The organism is Nonomuraea mangrovi, from assembly GCF_042681425.1.
In the GTDB taxonomy this organism is placed as follows: Bacteria; Actinomycetota; Actinomycetes; order Streptosporangiales; family Streptosporangiaceae; genus Nonomuraea; species Nonomuraea mangrovi.
In genome coordinates this window covers 58,486-78,901 of the sequence record NZ_JBHUFV010000007.1, presented here as the reverse complement: position 1 = coordinate 78,901, position 20,416 = coordinate 58,486, and the positions used below count along the sequence as shown (strand labels likewise).

At 70.8% G+C, this 20,416-nt stretch carries 17 protein-coding genes and 1 pseudogene; 9 read left to right on the top strand and 9 right to left on the bottom strand.

What is annotated here, in order from left to right:
• Positions 1 to 3: 3 nt before the first annotated feature.
• Positions 4 to 672 carry an HAD family hydrolase gene (locus tag ACFSKW_RS05830; RefSeq protein ID WP_379569928.1) on the bottom strand — a complete coding sequence of 223 codons (669 nt, stop codon included), beginning with the start codon at positions 670 to 672 and terminating at the stop codon, positions 4 to 6.
• Positions 673 to 863: 191 nt separating this feature from the next.
• On the opposite strand from ACFSKW_RS05830, the gene ACFSKW_RS05825 reads away from it, so the two are divergent.
• The gene (locus tag ACFSKW_RS05825) at positions 864 to 2,345 is read left to right on the top strand and encodes a class I adenylate-forming enzyme family protein (RefSeq protein ID WP_379569926.1); all 1,482 of its coding nucleotides are present in this window, start codon (positions 864 to 866) and stop codon (positions 2,343 to 2,345) included.
• Between the two features lie 19 nt (positions 2,346 to 2,364).
• Entirely contained in the window at positions 2,365 to 3,375 is a 1,011-nt protein-coding gene (locus tag ACFSKW_RS05820) for an FkbO/Hyg5 family chorismatase (RefSeq protein ID WP_379569924.1), read from the top strand.
• A 221-nt stretch (positions 3,376 to 3,596) separates the two neighbouring features.
• On the opposite strand, the gene ACFSKW_RS05815 is transcribed toward ACFSKW_RS05820, so the two are convergent.
• Genes ACFSKW_RS05815 through ACFSKW_RS05805 form a run of 3 tightly spaced genes read right to left on the bottom strand, consistent with a single transcriptional unit; the run spans position 3,597 to position 7,355 of the window.
• Complete coding sequence (locus tag ACFSKW_RS05815) at positions 3,597 to 4,697, bottom strand: ABC transporter permease (protein ID WP_379569922.1); 1,101 nt, start codon at positions 4,695 to 4,697, stop codon at positions 3,597 to 3,599.
• Positions 4,690 to 6,321 (bottom strand): sugar ABC transporter ATP-binding protein, encoded by a 1,632-nt coding sequence (locus ACFSKW_RS05810; RefSeq protein WP_379569920.1) that lies wholly within the window; start codon positions 6,319 to 6,321, stop codon positions 4,690 to 4,692. The genes ACFSKW_RS05815 and ACFSKW_RS05810 overlap by 8 nt, the downstream gene beginning before the upstream one ends.
• Positions 6,318 to 7,355: an ABC transporter substrate-binding protein gene (locus ACFSKW_RS05805; protein ID WP_379569918.1), complete on the bottom strand. Its 1,038-nt coding sequence runs from the start codon at positions 7,353 to 7,355 to the stop codon at positions 6,318 to 6,320. Before ACFSKW_RS05805 ends, ACFSKW_RS05810 begins: the two co-directional genes overlap by 4 nt.
• Before the next feature lie 479 nt (positions 7,356 to 7,834).
• Here ACFSKW_RS05805 and ACFSKW_RS05800 point away from each other — a divergent pair, with 479 nt between their 5' ends.
• On the top strand, positions 7,835 to 9,322 hold the full coding sequence (locus tag ACFSKW_RS05800) for a serine/threonine-protein kinase (protein ID WP_379569916.1): 1,488 nt from the start codon (positions 7,835 to 7,837) through the stop codon (positions 9,320 to 9,322).
• Entirely contained in the window at positions 9,319 to 10,839 is a 1,521-nt protein-coding gene (locus tag ACFSKW_RS05795; protein ID WP_379569914.1) for a serine/threonine-protein kinase, read from the top strand. Before ACFSKW_RS05800 ends, ACFSKW_RS05795 begins: the two co-directional genes overlap by 4 nt.
• 107 nt (positions 10,840 to 10,946) lie before the next feature.
• On the opposite strand, the gene ACFSKW_RS05790 is transcribed toward ACFSKW_RS05795, so the two are convergent.
• The gene (locus ACFSKW_RS05790) at positions 10,947 to 12,146 is read right to left on the bottom strand and encodes an MFS transporter (protein ID WP_379569912.1); all 1,200 of its coding nucleotides are present in this window, start codon (positions 12,144 to 12,146) and stop codon (positions 10,947 to 10,949) included.
• A 48-nt stretch (positions 12,147 to 12,194) separates the two neighbouring features.
• On the opposite strand from ACFSKW_RS05790, the gene ACFSKW_RS05785 reads away from it, so the two are divergent.
• The 3 genes and pseudogenes from ACFSKW_RS05785 to ACFSKW_RS05775 form a co-directional block, all read left to right on the top strand.
• Positions 12,195 to 13,172 (top strand): ArsR/SmtB family transcription factor, encoded by a 978-nt coding sequence (locus ACFSKW_RS05785; RefSeq protein WP_379569910.1) that lies wholly within the window; start codon positions 12,195 to 12,197, stop codon positions 13,170 to 13,172.
• Between the two features lie 237 nt (positions 13,173 to 13,409).
• Positions 13,410 to 14,612, top strand: a complete 1,203-nt coding sequence (locus ACFSKW_RS05780; protein ID WP_379569908.1) for an MFS transporter — start codon at positions 13,410 to 13,412, stop codon at positions 14,610 to 14,612.
• A gap of 19 nt (positions 14,613 to 14,631) precedes the next feature.
• Positions 14,632 to 14,800 (top strand): annotated as a pseudogene (locus ACFSKW_RS05775) (zinc ribbon domain-containing protein); the annotation flags it as partial.
• Between the two features lie 9 nt (positions 14,801 to 14,809).
• On the opposite strand, the gene ACFSKW_RS05770 reads toward ACFSKW_RS05775, so the two are convergent.
• Positions 14,810 to 15,511, bottom strand: coding sequence for a flavodoxin family protein (locus tag ACFSKW_RS05770; RefSeq protein WP_379569906.1), 702 nt, complete (start codon positions 15,509 to 15,511; stop codon positions 14,810 to 14,812).
• A gap of 220 nt (positions 15,512 to 15,731) precedes the next feature.
• On the opposite strand from ACFSKW_RS05770, the gene ACFSKW_RS05765 reads away from it, so the two are divergent.
• Both ACFSKW_RS05765 and ACFSKW_RS05760 read left to right on the top strand, forming a co-directional pair.
• A complete protein-coding gene (locus tag ACFSKW_RS05765; protein ID WP_379569904.1) occupies positions 15,732 to 16,175 on the top strand; it encodes a CBS domain-containing protein in 444 nt (147 codons plus the stop codon).
• A complete protein-coding gene (locus ACFSKW_RS05760; protein ID WP_379569902.1) occupies positions 16,172 to 17,464 on the top strand; it encodes an ArsB/NhaD family transporter in 1,293 nt (430 codons plus the stop codon). Before ACFSKW_RS05765 ends, ACFSKW_RS05760 begins: the two co-directional genes overlap by 4 nt.
• A 66-nt stretch (positions 17,465 to 17,530) precedes the next feature.
• On the opposite strand, the gene ACFSKW_RS05755 is transcribed toward ACFSKW_RS05760, so the two are convergent.
• From ACFSKW_RS05755 to fadE16, 3 genes are read right to left on the bottom strand one after another with little or no spacing between them, the layout of a single operon-like run.
• The gene (locus tag ACFSKW_RS05755) at positions 17,531 to 18,505 is read right to left on the bottom strand and encodes an Rv1681 family radical SAM protein (protein WP_379569900.1); all 975 of its coding nucleotides are present in this window, start codon (positions 18,503 to 18,505) and stop codon (positions 17,531 to 17,533) included.
• Entirely contained in the window at positions 18,499 to 19,290 is a 792-nt protein-coding gene (locus ACFSKW_RS05750) for an Rv1680 family SBP-like protein (protein ID WP_379569898.1), read from the bottom strand. Before ACFSKW_RS05750 ends, ACFSKW_RS05755 begins: the two co-directional genes overlap by 7 nt.
• The gene (fadE16, locus tag ACFSKW_RS05745; RefSeq protein ID WP_379569897.1) at positions 19,290 to 20,408 is read right to left on the bottom strand and encodes an Rv1679 family acyl-CoA dehydrogenase; all 1,119 of its coding nucleotides are present in this window, start codon (positions 20,406 to 20,408) and stop codon (positions 19,290 to 19,292) included. Before fadE16 ends, ACFSKW_RS05750 begins: the two co-directional genes overlap by 1 nt.
• Between the last annotated feature and the right edge of the window lie 8 nt (positions 20,409 to 20,416).

The window sequence follows — 20,416 nt, the reverse complement described above, 5'->3', positions numbered from 1 at the left end:
GCCTCAAGGGCTCTGACCGTCGAGACGCGCCACCGCCCCGACCAGGTCGGGGAACGCGTCGATGAAGGCGTCGACGTGGTGGGCGTCGAAGTCGGCCCGCCGCCTGACCCCGCTCTGCAGGGAGGCGATGAAGCGCAGGCCCGCGCCGTTGGCGGCCTGCGCGTCGCCGGGGGAGTCGCCGACGTACAGGCATTGGCGGGGGCGCAGTCCCGTGGCCGCGAGGAGTTCGTCGAAGGCACGGGCATCGGGCTTGCCGAAGCGCGTGTTGCCCGCGTGGTAGACCGCGCTGAGCCGTCCCGCGAGCACGTGGTCGGGAGCGAGCAGGTGCTCCACCTCCCCTTCGGTGCGCGAGGTCAGGAGCATGACGCTGCGGCCCTCGGCGGCGAGCTCGTCGAGCGCCCGGAGGTTCTCGGGCGCGACGACGTCCAGCCGGCCGTCCCCCACGTACTCGCGCAGCACGACCTGATAGGCGGCGGCGAAGGCCGTGAGGTCCACGCCCGGCGAGCGCCGTGTCATCGCGTCGAGCAGGGGCTGTCCCCACGTCGACATGTGCACGCCGCGTGACATCGGCTCGCGGCCGATGCGCGTCAGCACCTCGTTCTCCAGCTCGAAACACACCGCCTCGGTGAGGCAGAGAGTGTCGTCCATGTCGACCACCACGGCGCGGATCACAGCGCAACGGTAACGCGATTCCGGCGGGCGGCCTCGCCTGGGTGACCATGAGCGGGCACGCGCGGTCGCCGCCTCGTTACTGCCCCATCAACACTATTGACGCTCCCGAGTCAGGCAATGTAGAAAGCTCACGAAGATCACAAAAGGGGTGGGACAGCGAACAGGTTCTGACGATTCAGAGGAGATGTCCGATGACGGGCGACCGCAATCTCGCCGAATGCCTTGCTCGAACCGCTCGTGATCAGGGGTGGCTCGACCGCCCGGCCTATCTCACGGAAAGCACCGTCCACCGGTACGCCGACGTCTTCGCCGGGGCCGAGCGGGTGGCCGGGTTCCTGTCCGCCTCAGGCGTCGGCAGGGGAGACCGGGTGCTGGCGTCGCTGCCGGACGGCATCGACCTGGTCTGGACCGTCCTCGGCACGCTCCGTCTCGGGGCGATCGTCGCTCTGGTCAACGCCGACCTCCACCCCGATGAGCTGCGGCAGACGGCCGAGCTCGCGCGGCCGAAGCTCACCGTCGCCGACCCGCGGATCGCCGGCGTCTTCGACGGTGCCACGGTCACCCCGGCTCTGATCCCGTCGGAGCCCGGACGGTTTCCGGTTCCCGCGGCGGCCGAATGCGACATGGACACCCCCGGCATCGCCCTCCTCACCTCGGGAACGACCACGGGCCGTCCCCGTCTGTGCTTCCACACGCACGGCGACCCCTACGTCTTCGACTCCGCGTTCGGCCGGGTCCTCGACCTGAAGCCCGACGACGTGAGTCTCTCCGTGTCCCGCATGTACTTCTCCTACGGGCTCGGAAACACGCTCCTGTATCCGCTGCTCAGCGGGAGCGCAGCCGTACTCGCGCCGGAGCGGCCCGCGCCCGCGGCCGCGCTCGCCGCGATCCGCGACCTCGGCGTCACCGTGTTCTACGCCCAGCCCAGCTTCTACGCCAGGCTCCTCGCCGAGCCCGACCCCTCGCCGCTCGACGGCCTGCGGCTGGCCGTCACCGCCGGCGAGGTGCTCGCCCCCGCCCTGGAGGCCGACCTGCGGGAGGTGCTGGGCGGGAGGCTGCTCAACGTCCTCGGCACCACGGAGGTGGGGCAGGTCTTCGCCGCCAACAGCCCGGCGGACGCGAGGGAGGGCACGGTGGGCCGCTGCCTGTCCCCTTTCCGGGTGCGGCTGGTCGACGACGAGGGCGAGCCCCTGCCCGCGGGCGGCGAGGGCAACCTCCAGGTCGCCGGGCCCACCATCGCTCCCGGCATCGGCTCCCCGTCGGAGGTCCCGCGGCACGGCGAGAGCACGTGGTGGCCCACGGGTGACACGGCCACCGTGGACGACGACGGCTACATCCGGATCCACGGCAGGGCGGACGACATCGAGATCGTCGGCGGGCAGAACGTGCACCCCGCGGAGATCGAGGACGTGCTCGCGCAGCATCCGCTCGTGATCGAGGCGGCGGTCTGCTCGACCCGGGCGGGGGACGGCACGTCGAGGCTGCTGGCCTACGTCATCGCCAAGGGTGACGAGAGCGGTCACGCCACGATCCGCGGCGAGCTGGCCGACTCGGCCAAGGAGCGGCTGACCTGGTACAAGGTGCCATCAGAGATCATCTTCGTGGCGGAGCTCCCGCGAACCTCGACGGGAAAACTCAGCCGGCGACAACTGCGGACGCAGGCGGCGGGCTGACAGGCGGGGGAGAGCGCACATGGCGACGCACACGCATGGACTCGGCTGCCGATTACTCCGTTCCGGCGTACCCGCGCCGTCCGGACGTCACGTTCTCGGCCGGGTCGCCTTCCTCGACCACCACAGCGCTCCCGCGATCCACGCAGGCGTGGCCGGCGTAGGAGTTCACCTGGCCAAGGACGAGAACGATCTCGTCACCGAAGTGTGGGAGACGGACTCTCCCGTCACGTCGGGCATGTACCAGGACCTGGCCTACGCCCACGACGGCGACTATCTCTTCTGCGCCGGCCAGGTTGCCGGGACCGGGTCGTACAGGGAGCCGGTCCGTCACGCCTATCGGGCGGCCTTCGATCTGATCGCCAAACTCGACTATCCCAACGTCCTGCGGATCTGGCATTTCATCAACGACATCAATCGCGCCAACGCGGACGGCCTGGAGATCTACCGGGACTTCTGCCTCGGCCGGGCGGAGGCGGTGGACGGCCTTCCTGGGCGAGCCGGGGACATGCCGGCCGCGACAGGGATCGGCTCGCTGGGCGGCGGCATCAGCTGGTACCTGCTGGCGTCGCGGACCGGGCGGGTGCGCAACCTCGAGAACCCTCGGCAGGTTCCCGCCCCCTCCTATCCCCACCGGTACGGTCCTCGTCCGCCGAAGTTCGCCCGCGCCACCTCCTTCACTCCGGACGGCCTCGACGGCGCCGGAGACCTCTTCGTCGCCGGTACGGCCAGCATCCTCGGCCACAGGACGGTCCACGCGGGCGACGTCGAGAAGCAGTGCGACGTGACCTTCGGCAACATGGCGACGGTCATCGGCAGGGAGAACCTGCTGGCCAACGGGATCGATGACAGCCGGACCCTGAAGGACCTCCGCTTCGTCAAGGTCTACGTCCGTCACGAGGAGGACGTGCCCGTCGTCGCGGCCAAGTGCGAGGAGGCCTTCTCCGACACGGCGGAGATCGCCTACTTCACCGTCGACATCTGCCGGTCGGACCTGCTGGTGGAGATCGAAGGCATCGCTCCGCGCGCCTGACGTCGTGACACCGCCCGCGCCCACGCGCCCCCGGAGGCTCGCCTGCCTGGGGCGCGGGGGCCGGGCCGATGGCCACGTCGCCCACGTCGCCCACGGCGACCGCCGCCCCCAGCACACCCTCGCCCACCACGAGCGGACCGCGGTCTCCGCGCGCAGGATCCGACCGGAGGCGGTCTCCGCCTCACGGGCCGCGGCGTCGAACCGGATCGCGGGATCGTCGATCAACCGCCGGTGGCCGACCGCCTGCTGTTCAGCTGGTCGAACCCGACCGCGACCAGGATCAGCACGCCGATGGCGATCTGGAGGTAGAAGGCGTTGATCGCCAGGAGGTTGCCGCCGTTGTTGAGGACACCCATGATCAGCGCTCCGGTGGCGGCCCCGATCGCGCTGCCCTTCGCGCCGAACAGGCTCGCGCCACCGATGACGCAGGCGGCGATCGCGCTGAGCTCGAAGCCCGTGCCCGCGGTGGGGATACCGGCACCCAGCCGGGAGGCGAGCAGCACCCCGCCGAGACCGGCGAGCAGGCCCGAGATCATGTAGACCGAGATCGTCACCATGCGGACGGGCACGCCGGCGAGGCGGGCCGACTCGGGATTCGAGCCGACGGCGTAGATGTAGCGGCCGAAGACCGTCCTGGTGAGCACGAACCACATCACGGCGGTGACCGCCGCGGCGATGATGAGAAGGTTGGGGATGCCGAGGATCGTGCCGTTGGCGATGGTCTGGAACGCCTCCGGCACGCCCTGGATGGTCTGGGCGTCGGTGCTGAGCAGGACCATGCCGCGGGCGATGCCGAGCATTCCCAGGGTCGCGATGAACGGCGGAAGCAGGGCCTTGGTCACCAGCAGGCCGTTGACGATGCCGAGCCCGGTGCCGATTCCCACCCCGAGCAGGATCGACGGCAGGATCGGCATCCCGGCGACCAGGAGCTGCGCGGTGGAGGCGCCTGACAGGCCGAGGATCGACCCGACCGACAGGTCGATGCCCGCGGTCAGGATGACCAAGAGCTGGCCGACCGCGATGATCCCGAAGATCGCGACCTGACGGGCGAGGTTGGACAGGTTGTTGCCGGTGAGGAACTCGTCGCTCGCGAGCGTGAGAGCGCCGATCGCCACGAGCAGGACGACGAGCCCGCCGCTCTCCCGTCCGGCGATGTCGCCCAGCGTGATGACCCGCCGGCGGGGCCCGGGCTCCGCCTCGGGCGACAACCTGGCCCTGGGCACCGTCTCCAGCCCCGCCTCCGGCCCTGGTCCCTCACCGCCCGGCGGTCTGTTGGTGATCGTGGTGGTCTCGATCGGCTCACGCCAGACCAGCTTAGGCATCTCGGCTCACCCCTCCTGGGTCGTCCGGCGCCGGTGGGGTCGTGCTCCGAGGCGCGCTGACCTCGTCCACGACCGATGGAGCCCTGTCCTGGGTCGCAGGGGCCCCGCTCTCGGCGGCAGGGATCTCGCCGCCTCCGCTGCCGCTGGCCAGGCGGAGCACGTCCTCCTCGGTGGCGGATCCGGGAAGCTCGCCCGCCACCGCCCCGTCGCGCAGCACGAGGATGCGGTCGGCGAGCCCCAGCAGCTCCGGGAGGTACGACGAGACCACGATGATTCCCAGCCCTTTCGCGGCCAGGTCTCCGATGACCGTGTACAGCTCGCCCTTGGCCCCGACGTCGATGCCCTTCGTGGGCTCGTCGAACATCAGGATCTTCGGCTTGGTGAGCAGCCATCGGGCGAGCAGGACCTTCTGCTGATTGCCGCCGGACAGCGTCGACACCGGCTGGTCGTAGGAGCCGGCCCGCAACCTCAGGCTGTCGAGCAGCCGGTCCGCGGCTTCGGCCTGCTCGCGGCCGGGCAGGAGACCACGGCGGGAGCCGCTGCGCAGGCTGGCGATGGTGACGTTCTCCCTGATCGAAAGCTCCGGCAGCAGCCCCAGCACCTTGCGATCCTCGGTGAGCAGTCCCACCCCGGCGTTCATCATGGTGCGCGGGCCGGACGGTTTCACCGGCCTGCCCTCCACCTCCAGCTCACCCGCCACGACGGGCGTGGCGCCGAAGATGGACAGCAACAGCCCGCTCCGGCCCGACCCCAGGAGCCCGCCGATACCGAGGATCTCTCCGGCTCCGACGTGGAGGTCGATGCTCGGCGAGCGCTCGAACCTGCGCAGTCCCCTGACACGCAGCGCGGGCGTCCCCGCGTGCCGGTGGGTCTCCGGGTAGAGCGAGCTGATCTCCCGGCCCACCATCGCGGTGATCAGCCGGTCCTCGTCGTAGTCACCGATCGGCCCCTGCTCGGACAGGCTCCCGTCCCGCAGGACGGTCACCCAGTCGCCGATCTCGAACATCTCCTCCAGCCGGTGGGTCACGTAGAGCATCGCTATCCCGCGCTCACGAAGCCGCAGGATGTGCTGGAGGAGCCGCTCCGACTCGGCCTCGGTGAGCGCCGTGGTCGGCTCATCGAACACGATCACCTTGACGGAGTCCGCGGTCAGCACCTTGGCGATCTCCACGAGCTGGCGCGTGGCCGCCGGGAGCCGTTCCACGATCGCGTCGGGGCTGAGGTCCGTCAGGCCGACCTCGTCGAGGGCCTCCCTGGCCCGGGCGTGCAGCCGGCCTCTGACGATGATCCCCGTACGCGCGGGAAGGCGGCCCATGAACAGGTTCTCCGCGACCGACAGGTGCGGGAGCAGGCTGAGTTCCTGGTAGACGGCCTGGACGCCGGCCGCGCGCACCGATGCGGGAGTCGGCGCGGTGACCGGCCGGCCCTCGATCTCGTAGCCGCCGCTGTCGCGGCGCAGCGCGCCCGTCAGCACCCTGATCAGGGTCGACTTCCCCGCGCCGTTCTCCCCCGCGAGGCAGTTCACCTGGCCGGGGACCAGGCGGAGCGAGACGTCCGTCAGCGCCTGGACGGGACCGAAGGCCTTGGAGACGCCCTGCAGCTCGACGACAGGCTGGACCATCATTCCGCCTTCATCGTCGGCGGGTGGAGCAGCTGCTTCACGTCGGGCTCGTTCATGTTCTTCTTGTCGGCCACGACCGCCCCCGGATCGATGTCACGCGGCGGGATGCGGCCGACCGTGGCCATCCCGGCGGCCAGGACGCCCTGATAGCCGAAGAAGTAGGGGTTCTGCACGACCAGCGCGTCGATCGTGCCCGCGGCCAGCGCGGCGTTCTCCTGCGGGTCGGAGTCGAACGCCACGACAGGGATGGTGTCGGTGGCGTTGTTGTCCTGGATCGCCCGGGCCGCGCCGACCCCTGAGGTGTTGTTGTCGGCGAAGACACCCGCCAGGTCGGGGTTGGCGGTCAGCGCGTCGTTGACCTGCGACGCCGCGGTGTTGATGTCGTTGTTGTTGAAGCGTTGCAGCGCCACCTTGACCTGCGGGCAGGTGGTCGCGAGGCCCTGCTTGAAGCCGGCGTCCCGGTCGAGCAGCGACTGGATGCCGGCCACCGACGACTCGATCATGACGCTGCCGCTCGTCTTGTCCTGTGCCTTGAGCAGCTCGCACATGCGCTTGCCCGCCTGCATGCCGGCCTTGAGGTTGTCGGTGCCGATGAACCCCTCCGAGGCGGTGGTCACGCGGCTGTCCACGGTGATGACCTTGAGCCCCGCCTTGCGCGCCCGGTCGATCGCCGAGTTCAGGGCGCTGGAGGAGTTCGGCGCGATGACCAGCCCGTCAGCGCCTCGGGAGATGGAGTTCTCCACCAGTTGCACCTGCTGGTCGATGTTCGTCTCGGACGTCGGGCCGAAGGTGCTCACCTTGATGCCGAAGTCGCCGCCCGCCTGTTTCGCTCCGGCGATCATGGTCTGCCAGAACGAGGAGTCGCTCGCCTTGATGACCACGTCGATCTTCTTGCCGCTCGCCGCGCCGCCGGCGCCTCCTCCGGTCGCCTGGCCTGCCGAACTCGTCGCCCGGCCGCCCACCACTCCGATGACGAGCGCCACCAGCGCGATGGCCGCGACGAGCGACAGCGAGAAAACGATACGCGAGCGAGCCATGACGACCTCCTGCACATGCCTTCACGACATGCCGACAATCGCCTCAGGCGGTTTTCGCGCTCGGTCGTGAGCACGTGATGACGGACAAGCGCCGGCAGCGGTGAGGTGCGTCCTTGGAGAACTTTTCAGTCAAGAAGGACTCACAAGATTCGGACGCTTCCAGCAAAGCTCCGGGAAGTTTCCCGGTGAAACTCGTAAAAAGAAAAGAAGTCATTACTCGCGGCGACCGGCGGTCGCCGCCACTCTCACCGGCGACGAGGGGCACGTCATGGCCATGCGGGTCGCCGCGTCGACGGCCGCCTCCGGGCATCAGGGTCGGGGTCCGGCAAGACACGAACGGCAGGCTCCAGGGAACGTCCTGGAGCACGAACGTCGTGGCCAGGAGAGGGAGACGGACCTGGTTGACACGACTTGCCCACCAATCCTGACATTTCCCGCTATCGTGCTGAAGATCACCTAGCAGCCGTCACAGGAGTCCCATGCCCCACGCCGAACCACTCCGGGAGGGCGACCCCGCGGCCGTGGGGCCCTACCGGCTCCTCGGACGACTGGGCGCGGGCGGGCAGGGCGTCGTCTACCTGGCCCAAGGGCGCGACGGCCGGCCGGTCGCCGTCAAAGTGCTGCGGGACGGGTTGGCCGACGAGCGCTTCGCCAAGGAGATCGACGCGGCGCGCCGGGTGGAGCCGTTCTGCATCGCGCAGGTGCTCGACGCCTCGCGGAGCGGCAGGCCGTACATCGTGACCGAGTACGTCGAAGGACCCTCACTCCAGCAGGCGGGCCGCCACGGCGGCGCCGACCTGCAGCGGCTCGCGGTCGCGACCGCGACCGCGCTGGCGGCCATCCACCAGGCGGGTGTCGTGCACCGCGACTTCAAGCCCGCCAACGTGCTGCTCGGGCACGGCGGGCCCCGGGTGATCGACTTCGGGATCGCCAGATCCGTCGAATCGGGGCTGACGGCGACCAGCGGCATCATGGGGACGCCCGCGTACATGTCGCCCGAGCAGCTCGCGGGGGCGGCGGCCGGGCCCGCCACCGACGTGTTCGCATGGGCCTCGGTGATCGTGTTCGCCGCGACGGGAAGCCCCCCGTTCGGCGAGGACTCCCTCCCCGCCGTGATCAACCGGATCCTGCACAACGAGCCGCAGCTCGGCGACCTCCCGCAACCGTTGCGCACGATCGTGCTCGAGTGCCTGGCCAAGGACCCGGCGCACCGGCCGTCGATGCAGGACGTGCTGCTGCGACTGCTGGGCGGCCAGGGCGCCGGCCGTCCGGGCGACGTGGGACGCACCGGCCCCGACACGGTCCCAGGAAGGCCGCGGGGCGGGAACGGGACCGCGAGGCCGCGTCACGGGGTACTCGGCCGGGTCGTCGCGGGAGCCTCCGGCCTGGCGGCGCTGACCGCCGCGGGGGCCGTCATCTGGGGCGTCACGAGCGGCACCGGCACCGAGACGCCGCGCCCGACCATGGAGCCGCTGGCGATCACCACCACCGGCGAGCCAAGCCCGACGCCGACGCGCCAGCGCTCCAGGCGGACCAGGACGCCGTCCACACCCGAGCCGAGCGAGAAGCCGACCACCGGCCAGACGAGGGAACCCGCCACCGACCCGACGACCCGATCGGCGGCACCGACCAGGTCCGCCTCCTCCGGCAGCGGTTCGCTCCGCATCGTGTCGATCCGCGCCCAGGGCGCCAGGACGGCCAACACCCAGGACTGCCAGATCGGCCAGTCCAACACCTTCGGCCTGGTCGAGGGGACCAAGCTGCACACCAGATTCAGCTACCAATGGATACTGGACGGCCGGGTGGTGGAGCGTTCGGAGGCCTACATCGCCGACTCCCACACCCAGCAGCTCGTCGGCCCGCTCGTCGAACCGAACGGCCCGCACCGCGTCACGCTCCGCCTCACCTCGCCCTCGACGGCGTCGAAGACGCTCTCGTTCACCATCTGCCCGGTCGGCACCGAGTGACGGCCCCGCTCCTGCCCGAGGATCCCCCGGCCGTCGGCCCCTACCGGCTGCACCGCAGGCTGGGCGAGGGCGGCCAGGGCGTGGTCTACCTGGGACAGGCGCCCGACGGGCGGCCGGTCGCCGTCAAGGTCCTGCAGGACGGGCTGGCGGGTGACCACCGCTTCGCCAAGGAGATCGACGCGGCGCGCCGGGTCGAGCCGTTCTGCATCGCCCAGGTGCTCGACGCTTCGCTGGGCGGCCGGCCGTACATCGTGACCGAGTACGTCGAAGGACCCTCGCTTCACCAGGCGGGCCGGCACGGTGGCGCCGACCTGCAGCGGCTGGCGGTCGCGACGGCGACCGCGCTGGCCGCGATCCACCGCGCAGGGGTGGTGCACCGCGACTTCAAGCCCGCCAACGTGCTGCTCGGCCGCGACGGGCCACGCGTCATCGACTTCGGCATCGCCCGCGCCGCCGGCCAATCGCTGACCGTGACGAGCAGCATCGTCGGCACGCCCTCCTACATGGCGCCCGAACAGCTCGCGGGCGAGCCGATCGGTCCGGCGGTGGACGTCTTCGCCTGGGCGTCGGTGATCGTGTTCGCCGCGACAGGGACGCCGCCCTTCGGCAACGACTCGCTGCCCGCGGTGATCCGCCGCATCCTTCACGACGAGCCGAATCTGGGCGACCTGCCGGGGCCGCTGCGTCCGGTCGTGCTGGCCTGCCTGGCCAAGGACCCCGCGGCGCGGCCCACCATGCAGGATGTCCTGCTCCGGCTCCTCGGCGCCCAGCCCAGCGTCGCGACGGGAGCCACGCTCCCCCGAGGAGGTACGGCAGGCGGCCGCGCAGGCCGTCCGGCCGGACCCGCGGGCGGCATGGCGGGCCGGCGGCGTGGGAGGGCGGTGCTGGCGGGCGTCGGAGCCTTGGGGGTGTCGGCCGCGCTGGTGGCCGGGGCGATCGCGTGGATGCCCGCTCGGGAGACGACCGCCACCCCCGCGACGGCCTCGTCCGGCGGCGCGACCGCCTCTTCCGGCGTCGCGGCAGGGACATCCGATCCGGCTTCCGAGAAGCCGCCCGCGACCGCCCGTCCCACGTCCACGCCCTCGGGGCGGCGGCCGACGTCCAGACCCACGACCTCCCCGAAGAAGCCCACGACCTCCCCTGCGAGGCCCACGCCCTCGACCGCGAGGCCCACGACCTCCCCGGTCAAGCCCACGACCTCGACCGCGAGCATCCGGCTGGTGTCGTTGACGCTCGACGGGCTGGAGACCGAAAAGGGCTGCTGGTCGCCCAGCCTCTTCCCCGTCGCCCTGCTCAAGGGCCCGGCGGGGAAGCAGACCGAATACGGCTACCGGTGGGTCGTGGACGGCGAGGACGAAGGGTGGAAGACGAGCTGGGTGACCAACGGCACGGACAAGAACCAGCGCAACCCGATGGGCGCGTTCTCGCCGGGCAGGCACACGGTCGTCTTCCACCTCCTGACCCCGGCGAAGGCCACCAGGAGAGTCTCGTTCACGGTGTGCGAACCGTACTCGTGAGCCCCGGTCAGGCGGGACGGCGCTCATGCCCGGCCGTCCTGTGGTCGTACGCGCCACGAACGAAGCGGAGGTGAACCCCTCCGGGGAACGTGACCGTCTCCTGCGTGTCACCTCTGGCGAATCCGCCGGAAGCGCTGGCGGCGCCGGCCGACGGGGCCGGCGAGGAGAAGCGCGCCGGCGGCCGAGACGGCGCCGGCGACGCCGACACCGGCCCACAGCGCGCCCGGTCCCAGCGGCAGCAGCGCCGTGCCGATCAGCGGCGACAGGACCGCGCCTGCCGCCCAGCTCATCCCGGAGACACCGGCGTAGGTGCCCTGCAGTTCCCGGGGCGCCAGCGCCGCCACGATCGTGGGGACGGCGCCCGCGACGACGATCTCCCCGGCGGTCCAGACGGCGACCGTCAGCGCGAGCCCGCCCGCGTCGTGCACGAACGCGGTGAGCGCGAAACCCATGGCGACGACGGCGGTTCCGGCCGCGAGGACACGGCTCGGATCCCACCGCGCCACCCACCTTCCGGTCAGCGGCTGGACGACGATGATCAGGACACCGTTCAGCGCCATGGCCAGGCCGAAGTCCGTACGGTCGACGCCCTGCTCGGCCATGGCCAGCGGAAGGGTGGTGTACGCCTGGCCGTACACGAGGCCGTAGCCTGCCGTGACCGCGCTGACCGCGAGCATCAGCCGGTCGCGCAGCACCACGCGCAGCCGCCGCCCGGCGGGCGGCCCTTCGGCCGGGCGCGACTCGGGCACCGCCCGCCACACGACGGCGGCGAAGACCAGCGCGACGGCGGCGTTCACCGCGAACATCGCCCGCGGGCCGTGATCGGCGAACCAGCCGCCGGCGACCATCGCCACCGAATAGCCGAGGTTCACACCCCAGAAGAGCGACCCGAAGGCCCTCGCGCGCAGCGCCGGCGGGACGAGGTCGGCGACCATGGCCTGCGAGGCAGGGCGGTAGGACTCGATCGTCAGCCCCAGCAGGAACGCGGTCGCCGTCACGGCGGGGAACCCGCTGGAGGCGCCGAGGATCACCATCGTCGCGGAGGTGGCCAGCATGCCGCCGGTCAGTGTCAGGCGGCGGCCGAACCGGTCGGCCAGCCATCCGGAGACCAGGTGCGACAGCAGCGACCCGATGCCGAAGGCCGTCATGACGGCGCCAGCCTGCGCCAGGGTGAAACCCCTGACCTGGACCAGGTACACCGACAGGAACGGCTGCACGATCGCGCCGGTGCGGTTGACGACGGTGCCGAGCCAGAGCATCCAGAACGGGCGCGGCAAGGACGGGGGACCTGCGGTCGTGACTGCCATGGCGTTCATGGTTGGCCACGGGTCGTCGGTCTCTGGAATGTTTAATCCGTGCCTGAATCCTCATACGCCGAGTTCGACTTCACCTCGGCTGATCTCGCCCGGCTGAGGTTCGCCTTCTCCCCGGCGTCCGAGGCGGTCGCGAGCCTGCGCCTGCTGCAGGATCCGGGACGGCACACGCTGCACTGGCCGTGGATCCGCGCCGTGCGACCCCTCCTCGCCGGGCTGGACCTGGGGCTGCTGTTCGCGCTGGCGCCCCTGGGCCCCTACTTCGTCGACTTCCTGACGCCGCCGCCGACCCGGCCGCTGCCCGACATCGCCGCCGAACTCGGCCTCATCGCGGCCGCCGACCGGGACAAGGCGGTCGCCGAGGCGGCCAGGGTGCCCGCCGCCGGCACCCCGATCGTGCGGGAGTTCCTGGCCGACCCCGCCGCCGGTCTCGCCCGGGCGGCCGCCGAGCTCCGCCTGTACTGGGACGTGGCCATGGACCGGTACTGGCCGCAGATCAGGGGGCTGTTCGAGGCCGAGGTGCTGCGCCGTTCACGCCAGTTGGCCCGCGACGGCGCCGGGGCGATGTTCAACGACCTGCACCCGAACATCACCTGGGACGACGGCCGGCTGCGTGTGCGGACCCGGGCCTGGCGACGTAGCGGACCGCTCGGCGGCGACGGCATGATCCTCATCCCGAGCGTGTTCCACTGGCCTGACACGATCGTCATGGCCGAGCCGTACCAGCCGAATCTCGTCTACCCCGTGCCCGGCGTCGGCACGGTCTGGTCGCACGGGGCGGTCCCGACCACCGGCGCGCTCGACGCGCTCATCGGACGGACCAGGGCGCGGATCCTCGTCACTCTCAGCGACGCGGCCACGACCAGCATCCTGGCGCGGCGGCTGTCGATGGCGCCGGGCGCGGTCAGCCAGCACCTGAAGGTACTGCGGGAAAGCGGCCTGATCACCAAGCGGCGCAGCGGACGCGAGGTGTTCTACGAACGCTCCCAGCTGGGCGACACGCTGTGCGCGGCCTCCTGACGTTCACGCCGCTCCCCGTCTCCGGCAGGCGGCTGCCGTAGCGCAGCGTGGGTCGGCGATCCGAACGTCGATGGGGAGGTGATGCCGTCACCGCCCGGATCAGCCGGCCGGGGCGGTGGCACGGGCCCGGGTGTCAAACGAGCCGCCGTCCGGCCGGCGCGGCGCGTGGCGGATTTCCGTTACCGATTGGCAGATTATCGAAAGCGCGACAGGCCGCCGGGCGGTGAGCATGGTGAGGTGCCAAGGAACACCTCGATCATCCTGCTGTCGGCCGGGCACGCGTGCGTGGACGTCTACCAGGGCGCCGTGGCTTCGCTCGTCCCGTTCTTCATCGCCGAGCGCGCCTACGGCTACGCCGCAGCCTCGGGCGTCGTGCTCGCCGCGTCACTGCTGTCCTCGGTCGCGCAGCCGCTGTTCGGCGCGCTGACCGACCGCAGGGCGCTGCCCTGGCTGCTACCGGTGAGCACGCTCCTCGGCGGGCTGGGGATCGCACTGAGCGGCCTCGCCGGCTCCTACCCCCTGACGTTGGCGTTCGTGGCGGTGTCCGGGATCGGGGTCGCCGCCTACCATCCCGAATCGGCCCGTGTCGCCCGGATCGCCAGCAGGGGAAGCCACAGCGCGATGGGCTGGTTCTCCCTCGGCGGAAACCTCGGCTTCGCGGTCGCGCCCCTCATGGTCGCCGCCGTTGTCGCCACCGGAGGCCTGCGGCTCTCGCCGCTGCTCATGGTGCCGGCCCTCGCCGGCAGCGTGCTGTGCCTGCCCGTCCTGCGCACGCTGGACAAGACACCACGCACCGGCTCCGGCACCGAGGCCGCGGCGGAGGCCGACGACACGATCTCGTTCGTCAAGCTGTCACTGGCCGTGGTCTGCCGGTCCATCGTCTTCGTCGGCCTGAGCACGTTCGTCTCGCTCTACGCCCAGCAGCGCACCGGGGGCGGCACCTCGGCGGGCACCGCCGCGCTGTTCGTGCTCTACCTCGGCGGGGCGGTGGGCACGGTGCTGGGCGGCGGCCTGGCCAACCGCTGGGGCCGGGTCACCGCCGTGCGCAGGGCGTACCTGATCACCGTCCTCGCGGTGGCGGGCGTCGTGTTCGTCCCCGGCCCGGCGTTCTACCTGTTCGTGGCCCTGACCTCCGTCGGCCTCTACATCCCGTTCTCGCTCCAGGTCACGCTCGGCCAGGACTACCTCCCCACGCGGGTCGGCACCGCCAGCGGCATCACCCTCGGCCTGACCGTCAGCGTCGGCGGCCTGGCCGGTCCCCTCCTCGGCGGCATCGCCGACGCCGCCTCCCTGCAGGCGGCCCTCGCGCCGCTGATCGTGATGCCCGCCCTGAGCTGGCTGCTGTTCCGGACGCTGCCCGAACCGGCCGCGGCCGTACCGGAGCCCGCACCACCGGCACCGCAGGCCGGGCCTGCCCCCAGCCGGCGAGCCCGCCGCTGACCTCGCCCACGCCCCAAGGGAGTACAAGGCGAAGCTGTATGGCAGGGGGTTCGCAAAAGGTCGGCCGGTTCTTCCCGTCGTCGAGGCTGTGTTCGGCCTGCGGGACGCTGGCCGAGACGATGCCGCTGAAGGTGCGGGAATGGTCCTGCCCGTGGGGCGCCATCCATGATCGGGACGTGAACGCCGCGATCGACAAGTCAACGGTGTTCGGGGTTGTCGAAGTCGAAGCGGCATCCGGCGTCCCATTCCGAACGCTGGTTGCCGTGCGCGGGGATGCCGCCCGCGTCCTTCAGCATCCGGGCCAGGTGGAGCAGGTTCCAGGTCATGAACGTGGTGTTGCGGTTGGTGAAGTCGTTCTCCGGTCCGCCCGAGCCCGGGTCCAGATAGGAGGGGCCGGGGCCCACCGCGCCGATCCACCCGGCGTCGGCCTGGGGCGGGATCACGTAGCCCAGGTGCTGAAGGCTGTAGAGCAGGTTCATCGCGCAGTGCTTGACGCCGTCCTCGTTGCCGGTGATCAGGCAGCCCGCGACGCGTCCGTAGTAGGCGTACTGCCCGGCGTCGTTGAGCAGGCTGGAGCAGGCGTACAGCCGCTCGACGACTCTTTTGGTGACCGAGCTGTTGTCCCCGAGCCAGATGGGCCCGGCGAGGACGAGGATGTCCGCGGCCAGCACTCTCCGGTAGATGGAGGGCCATTCATCGCTGTCCCACCCGTGGTCGGTCATGTCCGGCCACACGCCGGTGGCGATGTCGTGGTCGATGGCCCGCAGGTGGTCGACCTGGACGCCCTGCCGCTCCATGATGCGCGCGCTGAGGTCGATCAGTCCCTGGGTATGGCTGCGCTCCGGGCTCTTCTTGAGCGTGCAGTTGACGTACAGCGCTCTGAGATCGTCGTAGGCCATGCTGCCGGTCCCTTACCTCGTCGTGGGCACTGGTGCGAGTGCGTGCCGGGTCTTCAGTCTCGGTAATGCCATGGGATCCACCTGCTCAAACGGGGATCGGTTCAGGGAAGCTCGTCTCCTCCTGGACGGATGCTCAGCGTCTGTTGATAGGTTCTTCTCAGGTGCGCCGGGAAGTCTGGTCGGCAATGTCGTGTCCATCTCCGACAGAGAGGCCGGACCCATGCGTGCGCGTGATCTCCTTGAGGACTTCCCCACAGTGGGACTCGACACGCCGGTGCTCGAAGCGGCCGGGCTGCTGGCCGAACAGGACCTGCCCGGCCTGATCGTCGTCGACGCCGACGGCGCGCCGTACACGATCCTGCCCGGCACGCAGGTGCTCCGCCTGGCCGTTCCGCGATACTGCCAGGACGACCCCGCGCTCGCCCGGGTCGTCGACGAGGCGCACGCCGACCGGTTCATGCGCGTGCTCGACGACCGGACCGTGCGCGAGGCTCTGCCCAGGGAGCGGCGGGAGCTGCCGGTCGCCGACCCCGACGCGACCGTACTGGAGCTGGCGGCGCTGATGGCGCGCACCCACAGCCCGGTCGTGGCGGTCGTGGCCGAGGGCAGGCTGCTGGGAGCGGTCACCCTACAGGCCTTGATGGACAGGCTGGTCTCCACGTGACCGTCACCGCATGGCTGGCGGTGGCGATCTTCCTGTGTTCCTACGCGCTCATCGCCACGGAGAAGATCCACCGGGTGGCCGCGGCACTCGGCGGCGCCGGTCTGATGCTGGTCGTCCATGCCACCGACGCCGGTGCCGCGTTCTTCTCCAAGGACACCGGGATCGACTGGAACGTCATCTTCCTGCTGCTCGGCATGATGGTGATCGTCGGTGTGCTCAAGCAGACAGGTGTGTTCGAGTATCTGGCGATCTGGGCGGCCAAGCGCGCCAGGGGCGAGCCGTTCAGGCTGATGGTCCTGCTCGTGCTCATCACCGCGTCGGCGTCGGCCGTGCTCGACAACGTCACCACCGTGCTGCTCATCGCGCCGGTGACGTTCCTGGTATGTGAACGGTTGGCGTTGTCCGCCGCGCCCTATCTGATCGCCGAGGCGATGGCCTCCAACATCGGAGGTACGGCGACGCTGATCGGCGACCCGCCCAACATCATCATCGCCAGCAGGGGAGGCTTGACCTTCAACGACTTCCTCATCCACCTGGCACCGATGATCATCGTGCTGATGGGGGTGTTCGTCGGGCTGTGCAGGTTCCTGTTCCGCAGGTACTTCGTCTACGACCCCGAGCGCGCCGCGGAGATCATGTCGCTGAACGAGCGGGAGGCGATCCGCGACCGCCGCCTGCTGTGGCAGTCGCTCGCCGTGCTCACCCTGGTGATGGTGGCGTTCGTGCTCCATCCCGTGCTGCACTACGAGCCGTCCGTGGTGGCGATCCTGGGCGCGGGCGTGCTGGTGGCGGCCACGAAGGTCACCACGGGCGAGGCCATCGAGGAGGTCGAGTGGCCCACCCTGGTGTTCTTCGCCGGTCTGTTCGTCATGGTCGGGGCGCTGGTCAACACCGGCGTCATCGGACAGATCGCCGAGGCGGCCGTCGGCGCGACCGAAGGCCGCCTGGGTCTGGCCACGATGGGGCTGCTGTGGGTGTCGACCGGCTTGTCGGCGATCGTCGACAACATCCCGTACGTCGCCACGATGAGCCCGATCGTGTCCGAACTCGTCCAGGCCGGCGGCGGCAACCAGACCGCGCAGGTGCTGTGGTGGTCGCTCGCCTTCGGCGCAGACCTGGGCGGTAACGCCACCGCGGTGGGAGCCGCCGCCAACGTCGTGGTGGTGGGAATCGCCGCCCGCAACGGCACTCCGATCAGCTTCTGGCAGTTCACCCGCTACGGACTGGTGGTCACCCTTGTGACGGTGGCGCTGGTCGCGCCCTACCTGTGGCTCCGCTATCTGATGTGACCGGCTCCGGCCGGTCGTGCCGCGTCCCGTGCCGCGAGGCCGATCGGTGAAGACGAGGGCGTCGCTTCACGCGCAGGGGAAGCTCGCGGCCGCTTCCATGGAGCCGCGCCGGTACTCGGCGAAGCGGCGCCGTACCTCCTCGATCGCGGCGGAGAGGGGGAAGATCTCGCGAGTGACCAGCTGGTCGAGGTGATCGGCGCCCACAGGATGCCAGTAGACGCCTTCGGCCGTCACCGTCACCTCGGGGACGAGGGTGTCCACGGTGAGGGTGACTCCCTCACCGGCGGATCCCCGCCTGGCCACCGGGCGGATGACCCGATCCTGGACGGGAATGCCGAGCCCGTCGAGATAGGCGTGGAACGCGTCCGCGTCCGTGTCCTCCCCTGGCGCGATGGTGGCCGCCACGCGGACGCGGAACCCCTCGTCGAGCGCGGTCCTGATGCCCAGCACCGCGCGGTTCCAGCTCCCTCGCCCGCGGTGCCTGTCGTGCCGGTCGGGGGTAGGCGAGTCGAGGCTGATCTGCAGCGCCAGCCGGTCGCGCGGCATGGCACGCAGCACGTCGAGCCGGTGGCCGCGGAAGAGCATGCCGTTGGTCAGCAGGGTGGTGTGGAAGCGGTCGGTACAGGCCCGCACGATCTCGTCCAGGTCCGGCAGGAGGAACGGCTCTCCGCCGGTGAGGAAGACCTCGGTGACCCCTTCGGCTTCCGCCATGATCCGGTGCACCCGATCCAGCCCGAGCGCGCGGCGCGCGGTCTGCGGCGAGGAACGCGAGCAGCAGTAGTCGCAGGCGAGGTTGCAGTCGAAGTTCGTGTACAGCCAGAGCCGGGCGCCCGGCCGCCGGTCGGCAGGGAGATCCTCCACGGGGTCGGGTGGACGGCCCCGCCTGACCACGGCCACGCCGTGTCCGATCTCGACGAGCTCGTTCCCTGTCCGCGCGCACCAGCGTTCGACGAGCTCGGCCTCGCCGGCCGCGAGAGGGACCTCGGCCGTCGCCCCGACGGGGAGCGCGCCCATCCGCTCGACCAGGTCGAGGATCACCATGTCGGCGCGAGTCCCTGCCGCTCCACCGCCTCGAACAGCGAGGCGTAGCCGTCCAGCTCGGGCCGGACCCAGCGGCGCAGCCCCTCAAGCTCGAGGATGCGCCGGTGGGCGGGATCGTGCCAGTCCATCTTGAGAAGGTGCTCCACCCATGGCTCCGTGCGCGCGGAAGGCAGGAGGGTGGTGAAGTTGCAGTGGCAGTACGGCTCGGACCGCCACACCTCCTCGAGCGCGCCCGGCATGAGCTCGTCCTTGCCGATGGCCTCCCATGTGGTGATGCCGATCGCGGCGACGTCGGCCTGGTCGTCGAGCACGGCGCGGATGGCGTCCAGCTCGCTGCGGCCGGTGTCGCCGTGCTTGCCCAGGTCACTGTCGATGCGGAGGAACTCGACATCGGCGACACCGGCCCGGGTGAGGAAGTGCACAGGCAGGACCGACGCCTGGGCCGAATCACGGGATCCGAGCGCGATGCGGCGATGGTGCAGGTCGTCGAGCCCGTCGAGGCCGCTGCCCGCACGGGCCACCAGGACACTGGCGAAGGTCAGGTCGGTGTCGCGCATGGCCAGTGCGCGGCAGCCGCCGTCGGTCTGGAGGACGGTCCGGACCCAGGCCATGTTGGTGTTCCAGGCGATGTCGACGGTGCCGGCGAGGAGGGCGTCGACCTGTCTGCCGTAGTTGGAGAACAGCACGAAGTCCATCTCGGCGCCGCTGCCCTCGAAGTAGTCGCGGATGCCCTCCCAGATGGGGACGACATTGGGCGTGTAGGCCACCGCTCCGATCGTCAGCATCAGAACAGCTCCCGTCCGGTGATCGCTTTGCCGTAGAAGTCGTAGAGGACGTCCGCGGTCGGGGCCATGACGTGACCGGCTCTGGCGTCGCGGAAGAACCGTTCGAGCTGCAGGTGTTCGGAGAAGGCGGCGCCACCGCAGACCCGCATCGCCGTGTCGGTGACGCGCAGGGCCATGTCGTTGGCGGCCGCCTTGACGCCGAGAACGTGCAGCATGGTCGAGTCATCGGGTGCGGCGAGGCTGCGGGCCGCCTTCTCCACATAGGCGCGGGCCATCGCGAGGTCCAAGGCGATGCGCGACAGCTGCGCGCGGATGGTCGGCAGGTCGGCCAGGCCCTCGCCGGTGTGCTGGAACCTGGCGCCGCTCGCGTGCGCGACGGTCGCGTCCAGAGCGGCCTGCGCCAGGCCGAGCGAGACGGCGGCGTTGCCCACGTTGAACCACGGCATCACCGACTGGAGCATCAGATCGAAGCCGCCGCCCGGCTCGCCGATCCGGTCGCCGTCGTGGGCGAGCAGCTCGAAGCGCATGGGGGAGGAGGCGTTGCCGCGCAGGCCGAGCCCCCGCCACGATCCCGCGACTTCGACCCCGGGGCTGTCCGCGAGGACGACGTAGAGATCGACGGCCCCCTCGTCGGCTTGCGGGGCGAGGGTGGACATCACGTACACCTCCGCATGGCCCGCCGAGGTGACCCAGCTCTTGGCGGCACGCAGGGCGATCTTGTCTCCCTCTCGGCCGGCCCGCGAGACCGGAGCCCAGAAGTGCGAGCGCGAGCCGACCTCGCTGAAGGCCAGCGTCGCCAGCGAGTCCGAGGCGAGTCGCGGGAGCAGCGATGGGTGGCCGGCCGGCGGCGCCGCGGCGACCGCCATCGCCGCGCTCACGTGCATCAGATAGACCATCGCGGTGGAGCCGCAGACGGCCGCGAGGGCGCTCAGCACTTCCACAAGGTCCTCGGGACCACCGCCGAGACCGCCTTCCCTGGGCGGGAGGGTCAGCCCCAGCAGGCCGGAACGGCGCAAGGCGTCAAGCGCCTGGACCGGGAAGCTGCCGTCGGCGTCCACCTCCCTGGCGGATTGTCGCGCGCTGTCCAGGACGGGTTCGAGACGGTCAGAGAGATCCATGTCACTCC

Bases quoted from the DNA above. Each gene is read 5' to 3' on its own strand.
- ACFSKW_RS05800 (WP_379569916.1), top strand. From the start codon at position 7,835: ATGCCCCACGCCGAACCACTCCGGGAGGGCGACCCCGCGGCCGTGGGG.
- ACFSKW_RS05805 (WP_379569918.1), bottom strand. From the start codon at position 7,355: ATGGCTCGCTCGCGTATCGTTTTCTCGCTGTCGCTCGTCGCGGCCATC.
- ACFSKW_RS05770 (WP_379569906.1), bottom strand. From the start codon at position 15,511: ATGGCCTACGACGATCTCAGAGCGCTGTACGTCAACTGCACGCTCAAG.
- ACFSKW_RS05765 (WP_379569904.1), top strand. From the start codon at position 15,732: ATGCGTGCGCGTGATCTCCTTGAGGACTTCCCCACAGTGGGACTCGAC.
- ACFSKW_RS05825 (WP_379569926.1), top strand. From the start codon at position 864: ATGACGGGCGACCGCAATCTCGCCGAATGCCTTGCTCGAACCGCTCGT.
- ACFSKW_RS05810 (WP_379569920.1), bottom strand. From the start codon at position 6,321: ATGATGGTCCAGCCTGTCGTCGAGCTGCAGGGCGTCTCCAAGGCCTTC.
- ACFSKW_RS05750 (WP_379569898.1), bottom strand. From the start codon at position 19,290: ATGCTGACGATCGGAGCGGTGGCCTACACGCCCAATGTCGTCCCCATC.
- fadE16 (WP_379569897.1), bottom strand. From the start codon at position 20,408: ATGGATCTCTCTGACCGTCTCGAACCCGTCCTGGACAGCGCGCGACAA.
- ACFSKW_RS05815 (WP_379569922.1), bottom strand. From the start codon at position 4,697: ATGCCTAAGCTGGTCTGGCGTGAGCCGATCGAGACCACCACGATCACC.
- ACFSKW_RS05755 (WP_379569900.1), bottom strand. From the start codon at position 18,505: ATGGTGATCCTCGACCTGGTCGAGCGGATGGGCGCGCTCCCCGTCGGG.
- ACFSKW_RS05820 (WP_379569924.1), top strand. From the start codon at position 2,365: ATGGCGACGCACACGCATGGACTCGGCTGCCGATTACTCCGTTCCGGC.
- ACFSKW_RS05790 (WP_379569912.1), bottom strand. From the start codon at position 12,146: ATGGCAGTCACGACCGCAGGTCCCCCGTCCTTGCCGCGCCCGTTCTGG.